A 17,194-nucleotide genomic window follows, 5' to 3' on the forward strand; every position below is an offset into this window, starting at 1 on the left:
CACCCCGCCCCCCCACGGAAAGCCAGCTTTTGACGTTTGGGTTGCCGGCCAGCGGCCGGCACTACCGCAACTGCAGGTCAGTTGTTCTTTTTCGCCGCCATTGCCGCGGCCAGCTCGGCCTTGTATTCCTCGAAGGTCTGGCCCTTCTCCTTGGCCTCGGCCTGCGCGGCATCGCGCAGCGCATCGGAATACACCAGGCGTACCGGCGTGCCCTTGCGCTCGTGCAGTTCACCGGCCTGCATGATCAGCGCGAGCACCTGCGCGGCACTCTCGCTGTGGCCGGCGATGCGGCCATCCATGCCCAGCACCCATTCGCCATCGCGGCGCACGACGCCAGCCAGCAGCGTGCGCTGCGCATCGCGCAGTTCGGCATGCGGCTCGACAGGCGAGCCCACCGGCGAGGCCTGGGCAGCGGCCTTGTTGGCAGCCTTTTCTTCCTGGCGGCGGCGCTGGTCGCGACGGGTCTTGGAGGTGGTGGACATGGGGGCGGTACCGCGACGAGGGGGCGCAAGGATAACGCACCCCGGCCATGACGCCGCTTCACGGGCGGCGGCCGCGTACGCTCAGTCCAGCACCCTGCCCTGCCGCCAGTAACCCATGAACGTCAGCGCACGGCGGTCCAGCCCGCAGTCGCGGACCAGGTGGCGGCGGATCGCCATCACGGCCCCGGCCTCGCCGGCCACCCAGGCGTAGAACGGCCCGGCCACGCCCGCGTCGGACTGCTCCCACAGGATCTGTGCGTCCACGTCGATCTCGTCCAGCGCTTCCCCGGCAACCGCCGACGAGGCGGCCAACCGTGCCTGCACGGCCTCCACAAGCGCCTGGCCGTAAGCGGCCTGGCCGCGCGGCAGCCACATCAGTTCGGCAGTGGGCGGCGCCTTCAAGGCGATGGCACCGCCCTCGCCCGCCACTTCCAGCAGGGCCAGCACGCGCGGCGGATCTACCTGCGCGGCCAGTTCCTCGAGGATGCCGGCCACCGCCGGCAGCGCCGTCTCGTCAGCCACCAGCAGCACCTGGCCGACCCCGGCCGGCGGCTTCCATTCCCAGCCTTCGCTGCTTTCGGCGCAATCGGCATCCGGGGCCAGCAGCACCACACGGTCGCCGGGCCGGGCATGCGTGGCCCAGCGCGAGGCCGGCCCGGTTTCACCATGCAGGACGAAATCCACGTCGACCTCACCCTGCGCGGCGCGCAGCTGGCGAAGGGTGTAGGTGCGCATCGGCGGGCGCTGGTCGTCGGCCAGGGCGCGGTAGCGGGCGTACCAGTCCTCGCCGCTGGGCACGTCCGGGGCGTCCTGGCCGGGCAAGGGGAAACACACCTTGATCCGCTGGTCCGGGCCCTCGGTCTTCATCCGCGCCACGTCGGCGCCGGTGAACACCAGGCGGTGCAGGGAGGGGGAAAGGACGCGGCGCTCCTTCAGCGCCACCTCGAACAGGCGGTAGGTCTGCTGCGCAGCCATGGGGGTACCTCGCGACGGCTTCGGATCGGCTGGCCGTCATGCACCCGTGCAGTGGCTGGCTGGAACACCCAGCCTAGCCCGCCGCTGCAGCGCCGCAAGGGGCCGGGGGACGCTTGCGCCGCCCTGCCCCTGCGCGGTGCTCAAAGGCCGGTGGCCACTGCCTGCACTGCGCGCTCACGGCGGTGTTCCCAGTACCAGAACACGAAGCCGCCCGCGAAGAAGGCGGCCTGTCCCAGGGCCAGGTGCAGCGGGCTGCCACTCAGCAGCGGCGACACCACGCCGGCCACCACGGTGCTGATCATCAGCTGGATGAACGCCTGCAGCGAGGAGGCCAGGCCGCGCTGGTGCGGGTACATGTCCAGCACCGCCAGCGCCAGGATCGGGAAGATCAGCGCCATGCCCATGCCGCCCAGGAAGATCGGCAGCACCGCCCACGGCAGCACGAACTGCGGTGCCAGGGACACGTAGCCGACGTTGAGCAGCACCGACACCGCGCACAGGGTGAAACCGATGGCGACCTGGCGGGTGGGCGTGGTGCGCCCGGCCATGCGCCCGGACAGGAACGAACCGGTGGTCATGCCGCCGATGGTGGGGATGAACAACCAGGCGAAACCACCTTCGCCCAGGTGCAGGTGCTGCATGACGAACACCGGCGCCGAGGCGATGTACAGGAAGATGCCACCGAAACCGACGCTGCCAGCCAGGGCCAGGCGCAGGAAGCGCGGGTTGAAGCCGATGCGTACGTAGTCGCGCATCAGCACGCGCGGCGACAACGGCACGCGTGCCTCCACCGGGTGGGTCTCCGGCATGAAGCGGGCGGTGCACACCAGCAGCAGCAGCGAGAACGCCACCAGGAACCAGAAGATCAGCGGCCAGCCGGCGCCACTGAGCAGGATCCAGCCGCCGATGATGGGCGCGATGGCCGGGGCGATGCCGAACAGCATCGATACCTGGCTCATCAGCCGCTGCGCATCGTGGCCGTGGTACAGATCGCGGATGACCGCGCGGCCGACGATCATGCCCACGCCGGCCGACAGGCCCTGCAGCGCGCGGAACACCAGCAGGGTGCTCAGGTCGGTGGACAGCGCGCAGCCGACCGAGGCGCCGATGAACACCACCAGGCCGCCGAGGATCACCCGCTTGCGGCCCCAGGCATCGGACAGCGGCCCGTGCGCCAGGCTCATCAACGCGTAGAACAGCAGGTAGACGCTGATGGTCTGCTGCACCGCCACCTCATCCACCGCCAGGCGCTGGGCCAGCTGCGGGAAGGCCGGGAAGATGGTGTCGATCGAGAACGGGCCGAACATGGCCAGGCCGGCAAGCAGCAGGGCCATGCGTCGGGTGGAAGGGGCAACAGCGGGGGTCATCGGCAAAGCGTCCGGCAGGGCCATGCGCGGCACGCACGGCGGGCGCCGATCCCCTGCAGCAGGGACGGCGCCAGATGAATACGAGAGTCCGGCCATGATAGGCCCGGATTGCGGCCGATGCCATCGACCACTGCACGAAACGCATGGCCGGGCCATCGGCCATTCAGGCGCGCAGGCGCCCTGCCCCGGTTCCGGACCCGTGTTCAGCGGCGGCAACCCGCTATAATCGACGGGCAACATGGTGGGAGAAGCGGAACACCGCTGCCGAAGGCGCAACGCCCGTAATCGCTCAGGCCCGATACCACCCGTAACAGAACTCTGGAGAGACCGGTTCGATCCGGCGCCGAAGGGGCACGAAGCTGCGGCCAGCCGCGCTTTTAAACTCTCAGGCAAAAGGACAGAGGGGCGCCCCGCCAGCCGGCGGCTTGTGCCCGTGCGTGTGCCCTTTCCTGACGGATCCTTCGCCATGTCCCAGAACACCCCCTCCCTGCGTGAGCTTGAGCATCATTCCGCGTTCGTCGAGCGCCACATCGGCCCCAACGATGCCGAGGTCGCGCAGATGCTCGATGTCCTCGGCCACGCCACGCTGGATGCGATGACCGATGCCATCGTGCCGGCCAGGATCAAGTCGCCCGCGCCGCTGGCACTGCCGGAATCGATGACCGAAGTGCAGGCGCTGGCCAAGATCCGTGCCATTGCCGACAAGAACACCGTGCTGCGCAGCTTCATCGGCCAGGGCTACTACGGTACCCACACGCCGAACGTGATCCTGCGCAACATCCTGGAAAACCCGGCCTGGTACACCGCCTACACCCCGTACCAGGCGGAAATCTCGCAGGGCCGCATGGAAGCGCTGATCAACTTCCAGACCCTGTGCGCCGACCTGACCGGCATGGAAATCGCCAACGCCTCGCTGCTGGACGAAGCCACCGCCGCCGCTGAAGCGATGACCCTGGCCAAGCGTTCGGCCAAGTCGAAGTCGGACACCTTCTTCGTGCACGACGCCGTGCACCCGCAGACGCTGGAACTGCTGCGCACCCGCGCCGAGCCCATGGGCATCGTGCTGCGCGTGGGCACCCCGGCCGAAGCGCTGGAAGCGGAGGCCTTCGGCCTGCTGCTGCAGTACCCGGACACCTTCGGCCAGGTGGGCGACTACAAGGCGCTGGTGGATGCCGTGCACGCGCGCGGCGGCCTGGTGGCCGTGGCCACCGACCTGCTGGCCCTGACCCTGCTGGCCGCCCCCGGCGAATGGGGCGCGGACATCGTGGTCGGCAACAGCCAGCGTTTCGGCGTGCCGTTCGGTTTCGGCGGCCCGCACGCCGCGTTCATGGCCTGCCGTGATGCCTATAAGCGCTCGATGCCGGGCCGCCTGATCGGTGTCTCCATCGATGCCGAAGGCAAGCCGGCCTACCGCCTGACCCTGCAGACCCGCGAGCAGCACATCCGCCGCGAGAAGGCCACCTCCAACATCTGCACCGCGCAGGTGCTGCTGGCGGTGATGGCCTCGATGTACGCCGTCTACCACGGCCCGGAAGGCCTGGCCCGCATCGCCCGTCGTACCCACCGCCTGGCCTCGATCCTGGCCGCATCGCTGCGCAATGCCGGCGTGCAGGTGGGTGGCGATTTCTTCGACACCCTGCACATCACCGGCGTGCATGCCGATGAGGTCCACGCCAAGGCCCGCGCCGCCGGTTACAACCTGCGCGCGATCGACAGCGACTCGGTCGGCATCAGCCTGGACGAGACCGCGACCCGCGCCGACATCGTCGCCCTGGCCGCCGTGTTCGGTGCGCAGGCCGACGTTGACGCACTGGATGCCAGCACCGCCGACGCACTGCCGGCGGCCCTGCTGCGCCAGTCGGAATTCCTGACCCACCCGGTGTTCAACACCCACCACAGCGAGCACGAACTGCTGCGCTACCTGCGTTCGCTGGCCGACAAGGACCTGGCGATGGACCGCACGATGATCCCGCTGGGCTCGTGCACCATGAAGCTCAACGCCACCGCCGAGATGATCCCGGTGACCTGGCCGGAGTTCTCGCAGATCCATCCGCTGGTGCCGGCCGACCAGGCGCTGGGCTACAAGGAGCTGATCGACTCGCTGGAAGCGATGCTGGTGGAGTGCACCGGCTACGACGCGGTCAGCCTGCAGCCGAACTCCGGCGCGCAGGGCGAGTACGCCGGCCTGCTTGCGATCCGCGCCTACCACCGCTCGCGCGGCGAAGATCATCGCGACATCTGCCTGATTCCGGATTCGGCGCACGGCACCAACCCCGCCTCGGCGCAGATGTGCGGCATGAAGGTCGTGGTGACCAAGACCGATGCCAACGGCAATGTCGATGTCGAAGACATCCGCATCAACGCCGAGAAGTACAGCAGCCGCCTGGCCGCGATCATGATCACCTACCCCTCCACGCACGGCGTGTTCGAGGAAGAAGTGGTCGAGATCTGCGAGATCATCCACCAGCACGGTGGCCAGGTGTACACCGACGGTGCCAACATGAACGCCCTGGTCGGCGTGGCCAAGCCGGGCAAGTGGGGTTCGGACGTTTCCCACCTGAACCTGCACAAGACCTTCTGCATCCCGCACGGCGGCGGCGGCCCGGGCGTCGGCCCGTGCGCGGTGAAGGAACACCTGGCCCCGTTCCTGCCGGGCAAGCTGGGTGACAACGGCCCGGTCGGCATGGTCAGCGCGGCCAGCTTCGGCAGCGCCTCGATCCTGCCGATCAGCTGGATGTACATCGCCATGATGGGCAGCGAAGGCCTGCGCAAGGCCACCCAGGTGGCCCAGCTCAACGCCAACTACATCGCCAAGCGCCTGGCCCCGCACTTCAAGACCCTGTACACCGGCCGCAACGGCCTGGTGGCGCACGAGTGCATCCTCGACGTGCGCCCGCTGGAGAAGACCAGCGGCATCGGCGCCGAAGACGTGGCCAAGCGCCTGATCGACTTCGGCTTCCATGCCCCGACCCTGAGCTTCCCGGTGGCCGGCACGCTGATGGTCGAGCCGACCGAGAGCGAATCGCTGCACGAGCTGGACCGCTTCATCGACGCGATGATCCAGATCCGCGAGGAAATCCGCGCGATCGAGGACGGCCGCCTGGACCGCGAGGACAACCCGCTGAAGAACGCCCCGCATACCGCGACGGCGGTGACCGCCAGCGAGTGGACCCACGCCTACCCGCGTGAGCTGGCGGCCTTCCCGCTGCCCAGCCTGAAGCTGCAGAAGTACTGGCCGCCGGTGGCCCGCGTCGACAACGTGTATGGCGACAAGAACGTGATGTGCGCCTGCATCCCGGTCGATGCCTACAAGGACGACGAAGTCGAGGCGTAAATTCCCGATGGATCGGTAAACGGAACGGCCCGCGCAAGCGGGCCGTTTTCGTTGTACCTCACGGGTCCGGCATCTGCCCCAGGCTCAACTGCCACGACACGCCGTAGCGGTCCTGCACCCAGCCGTAGCGGTTGCTGAAATCGTAGTCCCCCACCGGCATCAGCCAGTGCCCGCCCTCGCCCAGCACCCGCGCCGCGCGCTCGAACTGCTCGCTGCCGGCGCATTCGACGAACAGCGAGATCGACGGACTGAACGTAAAGTCGTGCACGTCCAGGCTGTCGAAGCACAGGTAGTGGGTGCCACCCAGCAGGAAGATGGCCTGGCGCACCTGGCCGGGCACGCCGGCGCCGGCACCTTCGGGGTGGTGCTGCAGGGCCAGCAGGCGGAAATCGGCGAAGGCGTCGGCGTACAGGGCCATGGCGGCCTCGGCCTGGCCGGTGAACATCAGGAACGGGCGACTGCGCAGCATGCGGTACTCCTGTTCGACGGACCGGTGACGGCCCACGCGATCAGGATGGCACGGCGGATGTATGCCTTCTGTAGAGCCGAGCCCATGCTCGGCTGGCGGCCGCGCGAACAGCAGCCGACCGTCGGGTCGGCTCTACAAAGGCAAAGCAACTCCTGTTCGACGGACCGGTGACGGCCCACGCGATCAGGATGGCACGGCGGATGTATGCCTTCTGTAGAGCCGAGCCCATGCTCGGCTGGCGGCCGCGCGAACAGCAGCCGACCGTCGGGTCGGCTCTACAGAATTACGCCTCGCGCATGCGCCGCGCAATGGCACTGCCGGCGGCGATGGCCGCGGTCAGCGCCACCATCGACAGGAACTGCAGGCGCGTATGCGCCTCGCTCAGCAGCAGGCCGAAGATCAGCGCCAGGATGCCCAGCGCGCACACCGTCAGCCACGGGAAGCCGGCCATGCGGAACGGCAGGCGGGCGCCCAGGCGATCGGCACGACGGCGCAGCACCAGCTGCGAGACCAGCGACAGCGTCCACACCAGCAGGCAGGTGGAGCCGACGATGTTGAGCAGCACCGGCAGCACCTTGTCCGGGAACAGCAGCTCCATGATGGTGGCGGCGAAGCCGAACAGCACGCTGGCCAGCACGGCGATGACCGGCACCTGGCGCGGGTCGGTCCAGCCCAGCACGGCGGGGGCTTCGCGGCGCTGCGCCAGCGAATACATCATGCGCGAGGCACCGTAGAGGTTGGCATTGAGCGCCGACAGCAGCGCGATCACCGCGATCAGGGTGATGGCCGTGGCCGCGCCCGGAATGTTGGCGACCGCGAGCACGGCGGCAAACGGCGACTTCAGCGACTCGCTGGTCCACGGCACCACGGCGATGATCACGCTGAGCGAGCCGATGTAGAACACCAGGATGCGCCAGGCCACGGTGCGGATGGCACGGGCGATGCTGCGCTCGGGGTCTTCGGTTTCGGCGGCGGCCACTGCCACGATCTCGGTGCCGCCGAAGGCGAACACCACCACCAGCAGGGCCGCGCCGATGCCGGCCAGGCCCTTCGGCGCGAAGCCGCCGTGCTGGGTGAAGTTGCTCAGCCCCGGCGAGGCCACCTGCGGCAGCCAGCCCATCAGCAGGGCGATGCCGATGGCGATGAAGGCCAGGATGGCGGCCACCTTGAGGATGGCGAACCAGAATTCGAACTCGCCGAAGTTCTTCACCCCGAGCAGGTTGATCGCAGTGAAGAACAGCATGAAGGCCAGCGCCGCCATCGGGACCGGTATCACCGGCCAGACCGTGGCCAGCAGGCCGGCCGCACCCACCGCCTCGGCGGCGATGACGATGACCAGCTGCACCCACCACAACCAGCCCACGGTGGCACCGGCGGTGGCGCCCATGGCATCGGCCGCATACACCGAGAACGCGCCACTGGTCGGCTTGGCCGCGGCCATTTCGCCCAGGGCATTCATCACGATGATCACCAGCGCGCCGGCCACCAGGTAGGACACCAGCACGGCCGGGCCGGCCGCCTGCACGCCCACGCCGGAACCGAGGAACAGGCCGGCGCCGATCGCGCTGCCCAGGCCCATCATGATCAACTGGCGCGGCTTGAGCGAATGGCCAAGGCGGGAAGGCGTAACGGGGCTGGCGGACATCGGCGGGACTGGCGGCGGCTACAGGGGCGTCACCTTACATTGTCCCCCACCCACGGGGATAGGCACAGTGCAGCAGACCGCTCAGGACAGCAGGGCCTCGCCGACACTCCCCCCGATACGGGCCCGATAGGCACGCGGCGAGAAACCGGTTTCAGCCTTGAATTTGCGGGTGAACGCACTCTGGTCGCTGAAACCGCAGGCCTGGCCGATGCAGGCGATGCTGTCGTCACCGTGCAGCAGGTGCATGGCCATCTGGATGCGCAGCCGGGTCAGCACCTGCTGCGGGGTCATCTGGAACACCTTGCGGAAGCTGCGCTCCAGCTTGGACAGCGAGAAACCGGTGATGTCCAACAGGGTCTGCATGCGCACGTTCTCGGCGTAGTGCGCGTTGAGGTGGGCCAGGGCCAGGCGCAGCTGCTCGTACTGGGTGCCCAGGCTGTCCTTCTGGCCCAGGTCGCGGGAGATGCCGATCAGCCCCTCGATGCTGCCATCCACCAGCAGCGGCCGCTTGCAGGTCAGGCACCAGCCCGGTTCGCGGTTGGCGAACAGGTGCAGCTCCATCAGGTTCTCGATCACTTCACCGGACAGCACGCGTGCGTCCTGGTCCACGTAATCCGCGCTCAGGCCGGTCGGGTAGATCTCGGCAGCGGTGCGGCCGATGACATCCTTGCGCGCACGCAGGCCCAGCCGCCGCAGCATGGTCTGGTTGACGTGGGTGTAGCGGCCCTGGCGGTCCTTCATGAAGAACAGCACGTCCGGAATGGCGTCGAACAGGGCTTCGATGTCGGTGGGCTCGACTCGCATGCAGCAAGCATACCCGAGCCTGCTTTTGCCTGTACGTTCACCCGCGGCGGACCGTGGGTTAACGGCCCGGGGGCGACTGTCATGGCTTGACCCCTCGTATCCCGGAGAACCCCCCGATGGCCGCCAGCAAGCCGACCGGCAAGCGCGCACCCGCCCCGTCCCAGACGTCCCAGGCCCAGCAGCGCGGCGACGGTGACGAACTGCACCTGCAAGCCGGCGGCACGCATCCGGCGATGACCACCGCACAGGGCATTCCGGTGTCCGACAACCAGAACTCGCTGCGCGAGGGCCCGCGCGGCCCCACCCTGCTGGAGGACTTCATCCTCCGCGAGAAGATCACCCACTTCGACCACGAGCGCATTCCCGAACGCATCGTGCATGCGCGCGGCAGCGCCGCCCATGGGTATTTCGAACTGACCCGTTCGCTGGCGAAGTACACCCGCGCCCGCGTGCTCACCGAAGTGGGCACGAAGACGCCGGTGTTCACCCGCTTCTCCACCGTGGCCGGCGGTGCCGGTTCGGTCGACACCCCGCGCGACGTTCGCGGCTTCGCGGTCAAGTTCTACACGCCGGAAGGCAACTGGGACCTGGTCGGCAACAACATCCCGGTGTTCTTCATCCAGGATGCGATGAAGTTTCCCGACCTCGTGCATGCGGTGAAGATGGAGCCGGACCGCGCATTCCCGCAGGCCGCCAGCGCGCATGACACGTTCTGGGATTTCATCTCGCTGATGCCCGAATCGATGCACATGATCATGTGGGCGATGAGCGACCGTGGCATCCCGCGTTCGCTGCGCATGATCGAGGGCTTCGGCGTGCACAGCTTCCGCCTGTTGAACGAGAACGGCGACTCCACGTTCGTCAAGTTCCACTGGCGGCCGAAGCTGGGCATCCAGTCCACCGTGTGGGACGAAGCGCTGAAACTGCAGGCCGCCGACAACGATTTCCATCGCCGCGACCTGTTCGAGGCGATCCAGCGCGGCGACTTCCCCGAATGGGAACTGGCGGTGCAGCTGTTCACCGAAGAAGAGGCTGAGGCGTTCCCGTTCGACCACCTCGACCCGACCAAGATCATTCCCGAATCGCTGGTGCCGCTGAAGGTGATCGGGCGCATGGTGCTGGACCGCTGGCCGGACAATTTCTTCGCCGAAACCGAGCAGGTGGCGTTCTGCCCGGCCAACGTGCCGCCCGGCATCGATTTCAGCAACGATCCGCTGCTGCAGGGCCGCCTGTTCTCCTACCTGGACACGCAGCTGATCCGCCTGGGCGGGCCGAACTTCCACCAGATTCCGGTCAATGCGCCGAAGTGCCCGTTCGCCAACCACCAGCGCGATGGGCACATGCAGATGCAGGTGCCGAAGGGCCGCGTGGCCTATGACCCCAGCTCGCTGGAGGACGACAGCCCGCGCGAAACCGCTGCCGGGTTCCGCAGCCATGCAACCGCCGATGATGGCCGCAAGGGCCGCACGCGTGCGGCGAGCTTCGCCGACCACTACAGCCAGGCGCGCGCGTTCTTCCGCAGCCTGGAAAAGCCGGAGCAGGCGCATCTCGCTTCGGCGCTGGTGTTTGAGTTGTCCAAGGTGGAAACACTGAAGGTACGCGTGCGTACCGTCAGCCACCTGCGCAACATCGACGAGTCACTGGCCACGCGCGTGGCCGATGGGCTGGCCCTGGCCGACCTGCCCGATGCAGCGCCGACCGCAACGCCCGCACAGGACATGCCCGCCGTTCCCGAGGTACGCATCATCGGCCGCACGAAAGACACGCTGCAGGGGCGCTGCATCGGCATCCTGTTCGATGAAGGCTCTGATGCGGGGCTGATCGCCAGCCTGCGCAAGGCCGCGCAGAAGGCCGGTGCCGAAGTGAAACTGGTGGCGCCGAAAGTGGGTGGCGCCACGCTCAGCGACGGCAAGCGCCAGGCCGCCGATGGCCAGCTGGCGGGCACGCCCTCGGCGGTGTTCGATGCCGTGGCCTTGGTGCTCAGTGCGGACGGGGCCAAGGCGCTGGCCAAGGAAGCCGCTGCCGTCGAATTCGTCAGCCATGCGTGGGCACACCTGAAGGCCATTGCCAGCGATGCCGGTGGCCAGGCGCTGTTGAAGGCCGCCCGCGTGGGCAACGATGCCGGCACCGTGGAAGCCGAGGACGCCAAGGGCTTCCTCGCTGCCGCGGCCACCCGTCAGTGGGCACGCGAACCCAAGCTGCGCCTGCTGGCCTGATCGTTCCCTACAGGAGAAGCGACATGCCCCGTGGTGAGAAATCTGCCTACACCGACAAGCAGAAGCGCCAAGCCGAGCACATCGAGGAAAGCGAACGCGCGCGCGGCGCCAGTGAGAGTACGGCCGAACGCATCGCGTGGGCCACCGTCAACAAGCAGGATGGCGGTGGCAAGCGCAGCGGCAGCGGGCGCAAGGCGGCGAAGAAGGCGCCAGCGAAGAAAGCCGCTGCAAAGAAGACTGCTACAAAGAAGTCAGCAGCGAGTAAGGCGCCTGCGAAGAAGTCGGCGACGACGAAATCGCCTGCGAAGAAGTCGGCTGCAAAGAGAGCCCCCGCATCCACGGCGACAGAGAAAACCGCGACGAGGAAAGCCGCGGCGAAGAAAACTACCGCCGCAACCCGCAGCGCCGCCGCCAAGAAGGCGGCGGCAACCCGTGCGCGGAAGACGGCGGCACGCAAGACAGCAGCAAAAAAGGCTGCCCGAACGCGCGCCAGAGCTTGATAATCACCCAGGCAGCCCCACCCGCACCTGCAATGCCAGGTGCGGGATCTGCGCGCCTTCGGTTTCGTTGCTGTCCATGCCTCCACCCTCGGCTCCAAGCGAGCACCCCAGCGAGCACCCCAGCGAGCATCGCCGAAAAAGGGGGCCGCGCGGTAGAGTCGAGCTTGCTCGACTCTACTGGTGCAGCGGTCAGGCCGCGCGCGCCACCACGGCACGGGCTGCACCGCCCTGCTCGATCTGGAACACCGACACCGAGGTGGTCAGTGCGTTGGCCTGCTCTTCCAGCGCGCGGCTGGCCGCGGTGGCTTCCTCCACCAGCGCCGCGTTCTGCTGGGTCACCTGGTCCATCTGCACCACCACCTGGTTGACCTGTTCGATACCCGCGGCCTGTTCCTTGCTGGCCGCAGCGATGTCGCTCATCAGCTGGTTGGTGCGCGAACTGGCGTGGGCCAGGCGAGCGATCGCCGCCTCGGACTGTACGGTTACGGCCAGGCCGCTCTGCACCTTGGCGGCGGCATCCTCGATCAGCTCCTTGATCTCCTTGGCGGCGACGCCGGCGCGCTGCGCCAGGGTGCGCACTTCACTGGCGACCACGGCGAAGCCACGGCCCTGCTCACCGGCACGTGCCGCTTCGACGGCGGCGTTCAGCGCCAGGATGTTGGTCTGGAACGCGATGCCGTCGATCACCGTGGAGATCTCGGAGATACGCGCCGAGGACTGGTCGATCTCGCCCATCACCGTTGCCATCTGCGCCATGGCCTGTTCGGTTTCGCGCACGGCAGCACCGGCCGCGTGGGCTTCGCTGTCCGCCTGGCGGGCCAGCTCGGCGTTCTGGCGCACGGTGGAGGTCAGTTCCTCCATCGATGCAGCAGCCTCTTCCAGGTTCGCCGCCTGCTGTTCGGTACGGCGCGAGAGATCACTGTTGCCCGCGGCCAGTTCCTGCGCTGCATTGTTGATGCTGTCGGCCGCCACCTGGATGCCACGGACGATGCCGGTCAACTGCGTGGTGGTGGTGTTGGCATCGTCGCGCATGCGGGCGAAGACACCTTCGTACTCACCGTCCATGCGCGCGGTCAGGTTGCCGTGCGAAATCGCGCGCAGCACGTCGGACACGTCGGCGATGCTGGCCTGCGAGCTGGCCATCATGGCGTTGAGGTGTTCGACCATCGCGCGGTACTGGAACTGGAACGCCTCGGCATCGCCGCGCACGCTGAAATCGCCCGCACCGGCGGCCCGGGCCAGCGTGTCGATCTGCGCGCTGATCGCCATCAGGCTCTGCTTCACGGCGGCCAGGGTGCGGGTGAACGCGCCCTTCTCACCCGGGTACTGCGGCAGATCGCGGCTGAGGTCACCGATCGCGTAGCGCTGCATGACTTCAGCCATCAGCAGTTCCACCTGCACATGCGATTCCACCAGGCTGTTGGTGGCCTGCACCATGCGGCCGAAATCGCCGGGGAAGGCGCGGGCATCCATGCGGTAGCCGATGGCACCGGCCTCGTGCTGTTCGGCCATCTGCAGCTGCGCGCCGATGGCGGCCTGCACGCTCTGCCGCACGCTGCCCATGGCCTCGCCCAGCTGGGTCAGTTCATCGCGGCCACCCAGGTGGAAGGACTGGTCCAGCTCGCCCTTCGAAAGCTGCTGCGCCAGCTGCACCGCGCGCGCCAGCGGGCCGGTCATGCTGCGCCCGATCATCACCGAAGCGGCGATGCCGACCAGCAGCGCCACGCCGCCCAGCACCAGCAGCTGCAGCAGGCTTCGCTCGCCGAGGCGGATCGCTTCGGCCGCCGCCTCGCGGCTCTCTTTTTCCTCGAAGGCCACGCCATCAGCCAGCGCCTTGTTCCAGCCGTTGGCCGCTTCCTGCACCGGGCCCAGGGTCAGCGCGACCGCGCCGGGGAAATCCCCCTGTTCCATCAGTTCGCTGGTCTGCTTGTTGAGCGGGCGCGCAATGGCACGCTTGGCCGCGATGGCCTCGCCCATGGCCTTGCCCTCGGCATCGCCGGGCAGCGCCTGGTAGGCGGTCCAGCTGGCCTCGTAGCGCTTGACCAGGTCGGCGATGCGCTTCTCGTCGGCGTCGCGAGCATCACCCTGGCGGATCAGCATCTCGCGGCGCACGACCATCATCTGGTTGTTGGCATCGAGCATCTCCGACAGCAGCCGCACCTTGGCCACGCTGACGTCGACCACCTGCTGCATCGCGCGCTTCTGCACGGCGGTGGCGGTGGCGCCGGTGGCAACCACGGCAGCCACCAGCAGCAGCAACAGGCCAAAGCCAAGGCCAAGGCGCCAGGCAACCCTGACGTTCCTCAAGTAGTTCATGGGGGTATCCAAACGGGGGGATGTGCCCTTATCGGCGCGCCGCCCGCTCGCCTTGACCGTGCAACCGTGAACGCTTCGGTGGGCGTTCACGTTGGCCGTTCAGCCGGATGCCTGTTGCGGTTGCAGCGGACAGGCGCTGGCCAGGCGGGTGGCCAGGTCCTGGCGCAGGGCGCTGAGCGCGGCGATGCGGGCGTCGATGTCGGCCAGTTTTTCCTGCAGGGCGGCCGCCAGCAGCGGGCCGGCATCGGCCTGTTCCCACAGCCTGGGCAGGCGCTGGCCGATCTCGGCCAGGGTGAAACCGAGCTGCTGGGCCGTGCGGATGTAGTGCACCAGCATCGCGGTTTCATCCGGGTAATCGCGGTAGCCATTGGCCAGGCGCCGTGCGCCGATCAGGCCCTGCTTCTCGTAGAAACGCAGGGCTTCGCGCGAGAGGCCGCAGGCCTGGGCCAGTTCTCCAATCTGCATGGGGGCTCCAGAAAACGCTTGACCCTGAAGTTTACTTCAGCCCTGACAGTACGCCCTCTTTCTCCTGTTGAAGGCGTCCATGCTCACCTCCCGCTATCTCCGCATCGTCCGCGCCAGTGCTTTCTACGACCTGCTGGTCACCCTGCCCTTCGCCCTGCCCTGGACCTTCGCCCCGCTGCACGCGGCGATGGCTGCGCTGGCCGATGCCTGGCAGCTGCCGGGCCAGGTACCGGCGCTGGACCCGCTGCACATGCTGCTGGCCAACCTGCTCGGCTCGGTGGTGGTGATGTGGTCGCTGGCCCGCGTGCTTGCCCCCAGCGTGCTGCTGGGCCGGCTCGATGCCGCCGCACGCGGGCTGTTCGCGCTGTGGCAGGTGTATGCGGTGCTGCACGGTGCCAGTGCGATCCTGCTGCTGTTCACCGTCGCCGAGATCGTCTTCGGCGTGCTGCAGAGCTGGCGCCTCCAGGACCCACCCGTGCGTTGAGCGCTCATCTGCGGCTCAGCAACACGCCCGTGTTTTCACGCGGGCTGGTCGCGGGGTGCAGGCATGGTGGGGGCACGTTCTGCAGGAGCTTCCCATGCGTTCACCCCGTGTTGCCGTGCTTGCGCTGTCGCTGCTGGTTTCCCCTGCATTCGCGCAGGCCCCGCCGGCCAACCTACCTGCGCCCATTGCCGAGCGTGCAGGACCGGACATCGCCGCACGCTCGCCGCTGCACGCACAGGTACTGCTGGACCGCGCCAATTTCTCGCCCGGCCAGATCGATGGCGAGGTGGGCAGCAACCAGCGTCGCGCGGTGTCCGGCTTCCAGGCCGCACACGGGCTGACCGTCACCGGCGAGCTGGACGATGCGACCTGGAACGCACTGCAGGCCGATGCCAACGCGCCGCTGGCCAGTTACACGCTGACCCCCGAGGACGTCGCCGGTCCGTTCCAGCCGGTGCCGAAGGGACCGGCCGCACAGGCCAAGCTGAAAGCACTGGGCTACGGCAGCGTGGAAGAGTCGCTGGGCGAGCGCTTCCATGCCTCGCCCGAGCTGCTGAAGGCCCTCAACCCCGGCGTCGACCTGGGCAAGGCCGGCAGCCGCATCCAGGTACCCAACATCGCCCCGGCACCGTTGCCGAAGGCGGCCAAGGTGGTGGTCGACAAATCCGATTCCACCCTGCAGCTGCTCGATGCGGCGGGCAAGGTCATCGCGCAGGTGCCGGTGTCCTCGGGCAGCCAGCACGATCCGCTGCCGATCGGTGAATGGAAGATCCTCGGCGTGTACCGCGACCCGCCGTTCCACTACAACCCGAAGCTGTTCTGGGATGCGCGCAAGGGCGAGAAGAAGGCGACGCTGCCGCCGGGCCCGAACAACCCGGTCGGGCGCGTCTGGATTGACCTGTCCAAGCCGCATTACGGCCTGCACGGCACGCCCGAGCCCGGCCATGTGGGCAAGACCGAATCGCATGGGTGCGTGCGCATGACCAACTGGGATGCGGTGCGCGTGGCCGATGCGCTGGATACCTCGGTACCCGTGGTGATGCAGGAGTAAGCCGATGCGTCTTTCGCAGCTGATCGTACTGGGCGTGCTGCTGGGCCTGGGTGCAGGCTGGTGGCTGCGCCGCGATGCGGGTGAGCCGGTAGCGGTTGCCCTGCCTGCAACGCCACCCGCAGCCGTGACGGCGGCGCCGGTGAAGCCGGCTGCACCCGCGCGCGTGGATGCTGCGGCTCCAGCACTCACGCTGGCCTTTCCCGGTGCGGATGCGCCCGCAGGCCTGCTGCTGCCCGTGCAGGGCATCCAGCCATCGCAGCTGCGCGACACTTTCACCGATGCACGCAGCGAGGGGCGCGTGCACGATGCCATCGACATCATGGCCGACGCCGGGACGCCGGTGCTGGCAGTGGCCGATGGCACGGTGGAAAAGCTGTTCGACAGCGAACGCGGTGGCCTGACGATCTACCAGTTCGAGCCCGGCGGACGCTGGTGCTACTACTACGCGCACCTGCAGCGCTACGCCGATGGCCTGGCGGAAAAGCAGGCGATCAAGCGTGGTGAAGTGATCGGCTACGTCGGCAGCACCGGCAATGCCAGCGCCGAGGCCCCGCACCTGCATTTCGAGGTGCACGTGCTGGGCCCGGAGAAGCAATGGTGGAAGGGCGAATCGATCAACCCTTACCCGTTGCTGCAGGCGGCTGGCCGCTGAGGCTTCAGCCGACTGCGCTGCGTGCGGCGCGCAGGCCCGCCTGCAGCGTGTTCACTTCGGCCATCCATTCGTCCAGCGAATCGACCTCGTCCCACAGCTCGCGCAGCTCACTGTCTTCGGCCGTCACCTGCTGTACGGCGCGTTCGGCCAGTGCCAGCAGCGCGGCGGTCGGGCGCTGCGGATTGGCCTTCATCCACGCCTGCAGGTCTTCCTCTTCGGCGATCGCCGGCGAGGGATTGCCCAGCAGCGCCAGGATCACTTCCGCTGCGGCCAGGGCCTTGCTGCCGTCGCCGGCGTCCAGGTCTTCGTCGGTCTCGGCAGCCGTGCGCAGCGCGTCTTCCAGCAGTGAAAGATCCGTGCTTTCGCGCAGGTCGCAGACCAGATCGCAGGCGTCATCGTTCTCGAATGTACCGCTGCCCCATGCACCCATGATG

The 17,194-nt window shown here is 68.0% G+C and carries 15 protein-coding genes and 1 riboswitch; of the genes, 6 read left to right on the top strand and 9 right to left on the bottom strand.

Translation table 11 applies throughout. From position 1 onward, the window contains the following. Positions 1-77 precede the first annotated feature (77 nt). From IAE41_RS07495 to IAE41_RS07505, 3 genes are all read right to left on the bottom strand, one after another. Positions 78-482, bottom strand: a complete 405-nt coding sequence (locus IAE41_RS07495; protein ID WP_200732639.1) for a hypothetical protein — start codon at positions 480-482, stop codon at positions 78-80. 81 nt (positions 483-563) lie between these two features. After that, a complete protein-coding gene (locus IAE41_RS07500) occupies positions 564-1,457 on the bottom strand; it encodes a siderophore-interacting protein (RefSeq protein ID WP_200732640.1) in 894 nt (297 codons plus the stop codon). A 140-nt stretch (positions 1,458-1,597) separates the two neighbouring features. Further along, positions 1,598-2,824: a multidrug effflux MFS transporter gene (locus IAE41_RS07505; protein ID WP_200732641.1), complete on the bottom strand. Its 1,227-nt coding sequence runs from the start codon at positions 2,822-2,824 to the stop codon at positions 1,598-1,600. Between the two features lie 308 nt (positions 2,825-3,132). After that, a riboswitch (glycine riboswitch) is annotated at positions 3,133-3,235 on the top strand. A 55-nt stretch (positions 3,236-3,290) separates the two neighbouring features. Here IAE41_RS07505 and gcvP point away from each other — a divergent pair. Then, complete coding sequence (gene gcvP / locus IAE41_RS07510; protein WP_108747172.1) at positions 3,291-6,158, top strand: aminomethyl-transferring glycine dehydrogenase; 2,868 nt, start codon at positions 3,291-3,293, stop codon at positions 6,156-6,158. Between the two features lie 58 nt (positions 6,159-6,216). Here the strand turns inward: gcvP and IAE41_RS07515 are convergent, their stop codons facing one another. From IAE41_RS07515 to IAE41_RS07525, 3 genes are all read right to left on the bottom strand, one after another. Continuing rightward, complete coding sequence (locus tag IAE41_RS07515) at positions 6,217-6,627, bottom strand: VOC family protein (protein ID WP_079222771.1); 411 nt, start codon at positions 6,625-6,627, stop codon at positions 6,217-6,219. Positions 6,628-6,910: 283 nt separating this feature from the next. Continuing rightward, entirely contained in the window at positions 6,911-8,272 is a 1,362-nt protein-coding gene (locus tag IAE41_RS07520) for an amino acid permease (RefSeq protein WP_200732642.1), read from the bottom strand. Positions 8,273-8,353: 81 nt separating this feature from the next. Next, entirely contained in the window at positions 8,354-9,076 is a 723-nt protein-coding gene (locus tag IAE41_RS07525; protein ID WP_200732643.1) for an AraC family transcriptional regulator, read from the bottom strand. 116 nt (positions 9,077-9,192) lie between these two features. Between IAE41_RS07525 and IAE41_RS07530 the strand changes: the two genes are divergently transcribed. Both IAE41_RS07530 and IAE41_RS07535 read left to right on the top strand, forming a co-directional pair. After that, positions 9,193-11,292 (top strand): catalase, encoded by a 2,100-nt coding sequence (locus IAE41_RS07530; protein ID WP_200732644.1) that lies wholly within the window; start codon positions 9,193-9,195, stop codon positions 11,290-11,292. A 23-nt stretch (positions 11,293-11,315) separates the two neighbouring features. Beyond that, positions 11,316-11,792 (top strand): hypothetical protein, encoded by a 477-nt coding sequence (locus IAE41_RS07535; RefSeq protein ID WP_200732645.1) that lies wholly within the window; start codon positions 11,316-11,318, stop codon positions 11,790-11,792. A 189-nt stretch (positions 11,793-11,981) separates the two neighbouring features. Here the strand turns inward: IAE41_RS07535 and IAE41_RS07540 are convergent, their stop codons facing one another. Next, positions 11,982-14,108 carry a methyl-accepting chemotaxis protein gene (locus IAE41_RS07540; protein ID WP_200732646.1) on the bottom strand — a complete coding sequence of 709 codons (2,127 nt, stop codon included), beginning with the start codon at positions 14,106-14,108 and terminating at the stop codon, positions 11,982-11,984. Between the two features lie 99 nt (positions 14,109-14,207). Next, positions 14,208-14,573 carry a MerR family transcriptional regulator gene (locus IAE41_RS07545; RefSeq protein WP_108758029.1) on the bottom strand — a complete coding sequence of 122 codons (366 nt, stop codon included), beginning with the start codon at positions 14,571-14,573 and terminating at the stop codon, positions 14,208-14,210. Positions 14,574-14,652: 79 nt separating this feature from the next. Between IAE41_RS07545 and IAE41_RS07550 the strand changes: the two genes are divergently transcribed. From IAE41_RS07550 to IAE41_RS07560, 3 genes are all read left to right on the top strand, one after another. Then, entirely contained in the window at positions 14,653-15,057 is a 405-nt protein-coding gene (locus IAE41_RS07550) for a hypothetical protein (RefSeq protein WP_200732647.1), read from the top strand. A 94-nt stretch (positions 15,058-15,151) separates the two neighbouring features. Continuing rightward, entirely contained in the window at positions 15,152-16,108 is a 957-nt protein-coding gene (locus IAE41_RS07555) for a L,D-transpeptidase family protein (RefSeq protein ID WP_200732648.1), read from the top strand. A gap of 4 nt (positions 16,109-16,112) precedes the next feature. Then, positions 16,113-16,760, top strand: a complete 648-nt coding sequence (locus IAE41_RS07560; protein WP_200732649.1) for a M23 family metallopeptidase — start codon at positions 16,113-16,115, stop codon at positions 16,758-16,760. Positions 16,761-16,764: 4 nt separating this feature from the next. Here IAE41_RS07560 and IAE41_RS07565 read toward each other — a convergent pair whose 3' ends face one another. Continuing rightward, positions 16,765-17,190 (bottom strand): DUF4259 domain-containing protein, encoded by a 426-nt coding sequence (locus tag IAE41_RS07565; protein ID WP_188115487.1) that lies wholly within the window; start codon positions 17,188-17,190, stop codon positions 16,765-16,767. Positions 17,191-17,194: the final 4 nt, after the last annotated feature.

Origin of the sequence: Stenotrophomonas sp. S39, from assembly GCF_016624665.1 — a bacterium.
Classification (GTDB): Bacteria; Pseudomonadota; Gammaproteobacteria; order Xanthomonadales; family Xanthomonadaceae; genus Stenotrophomonas.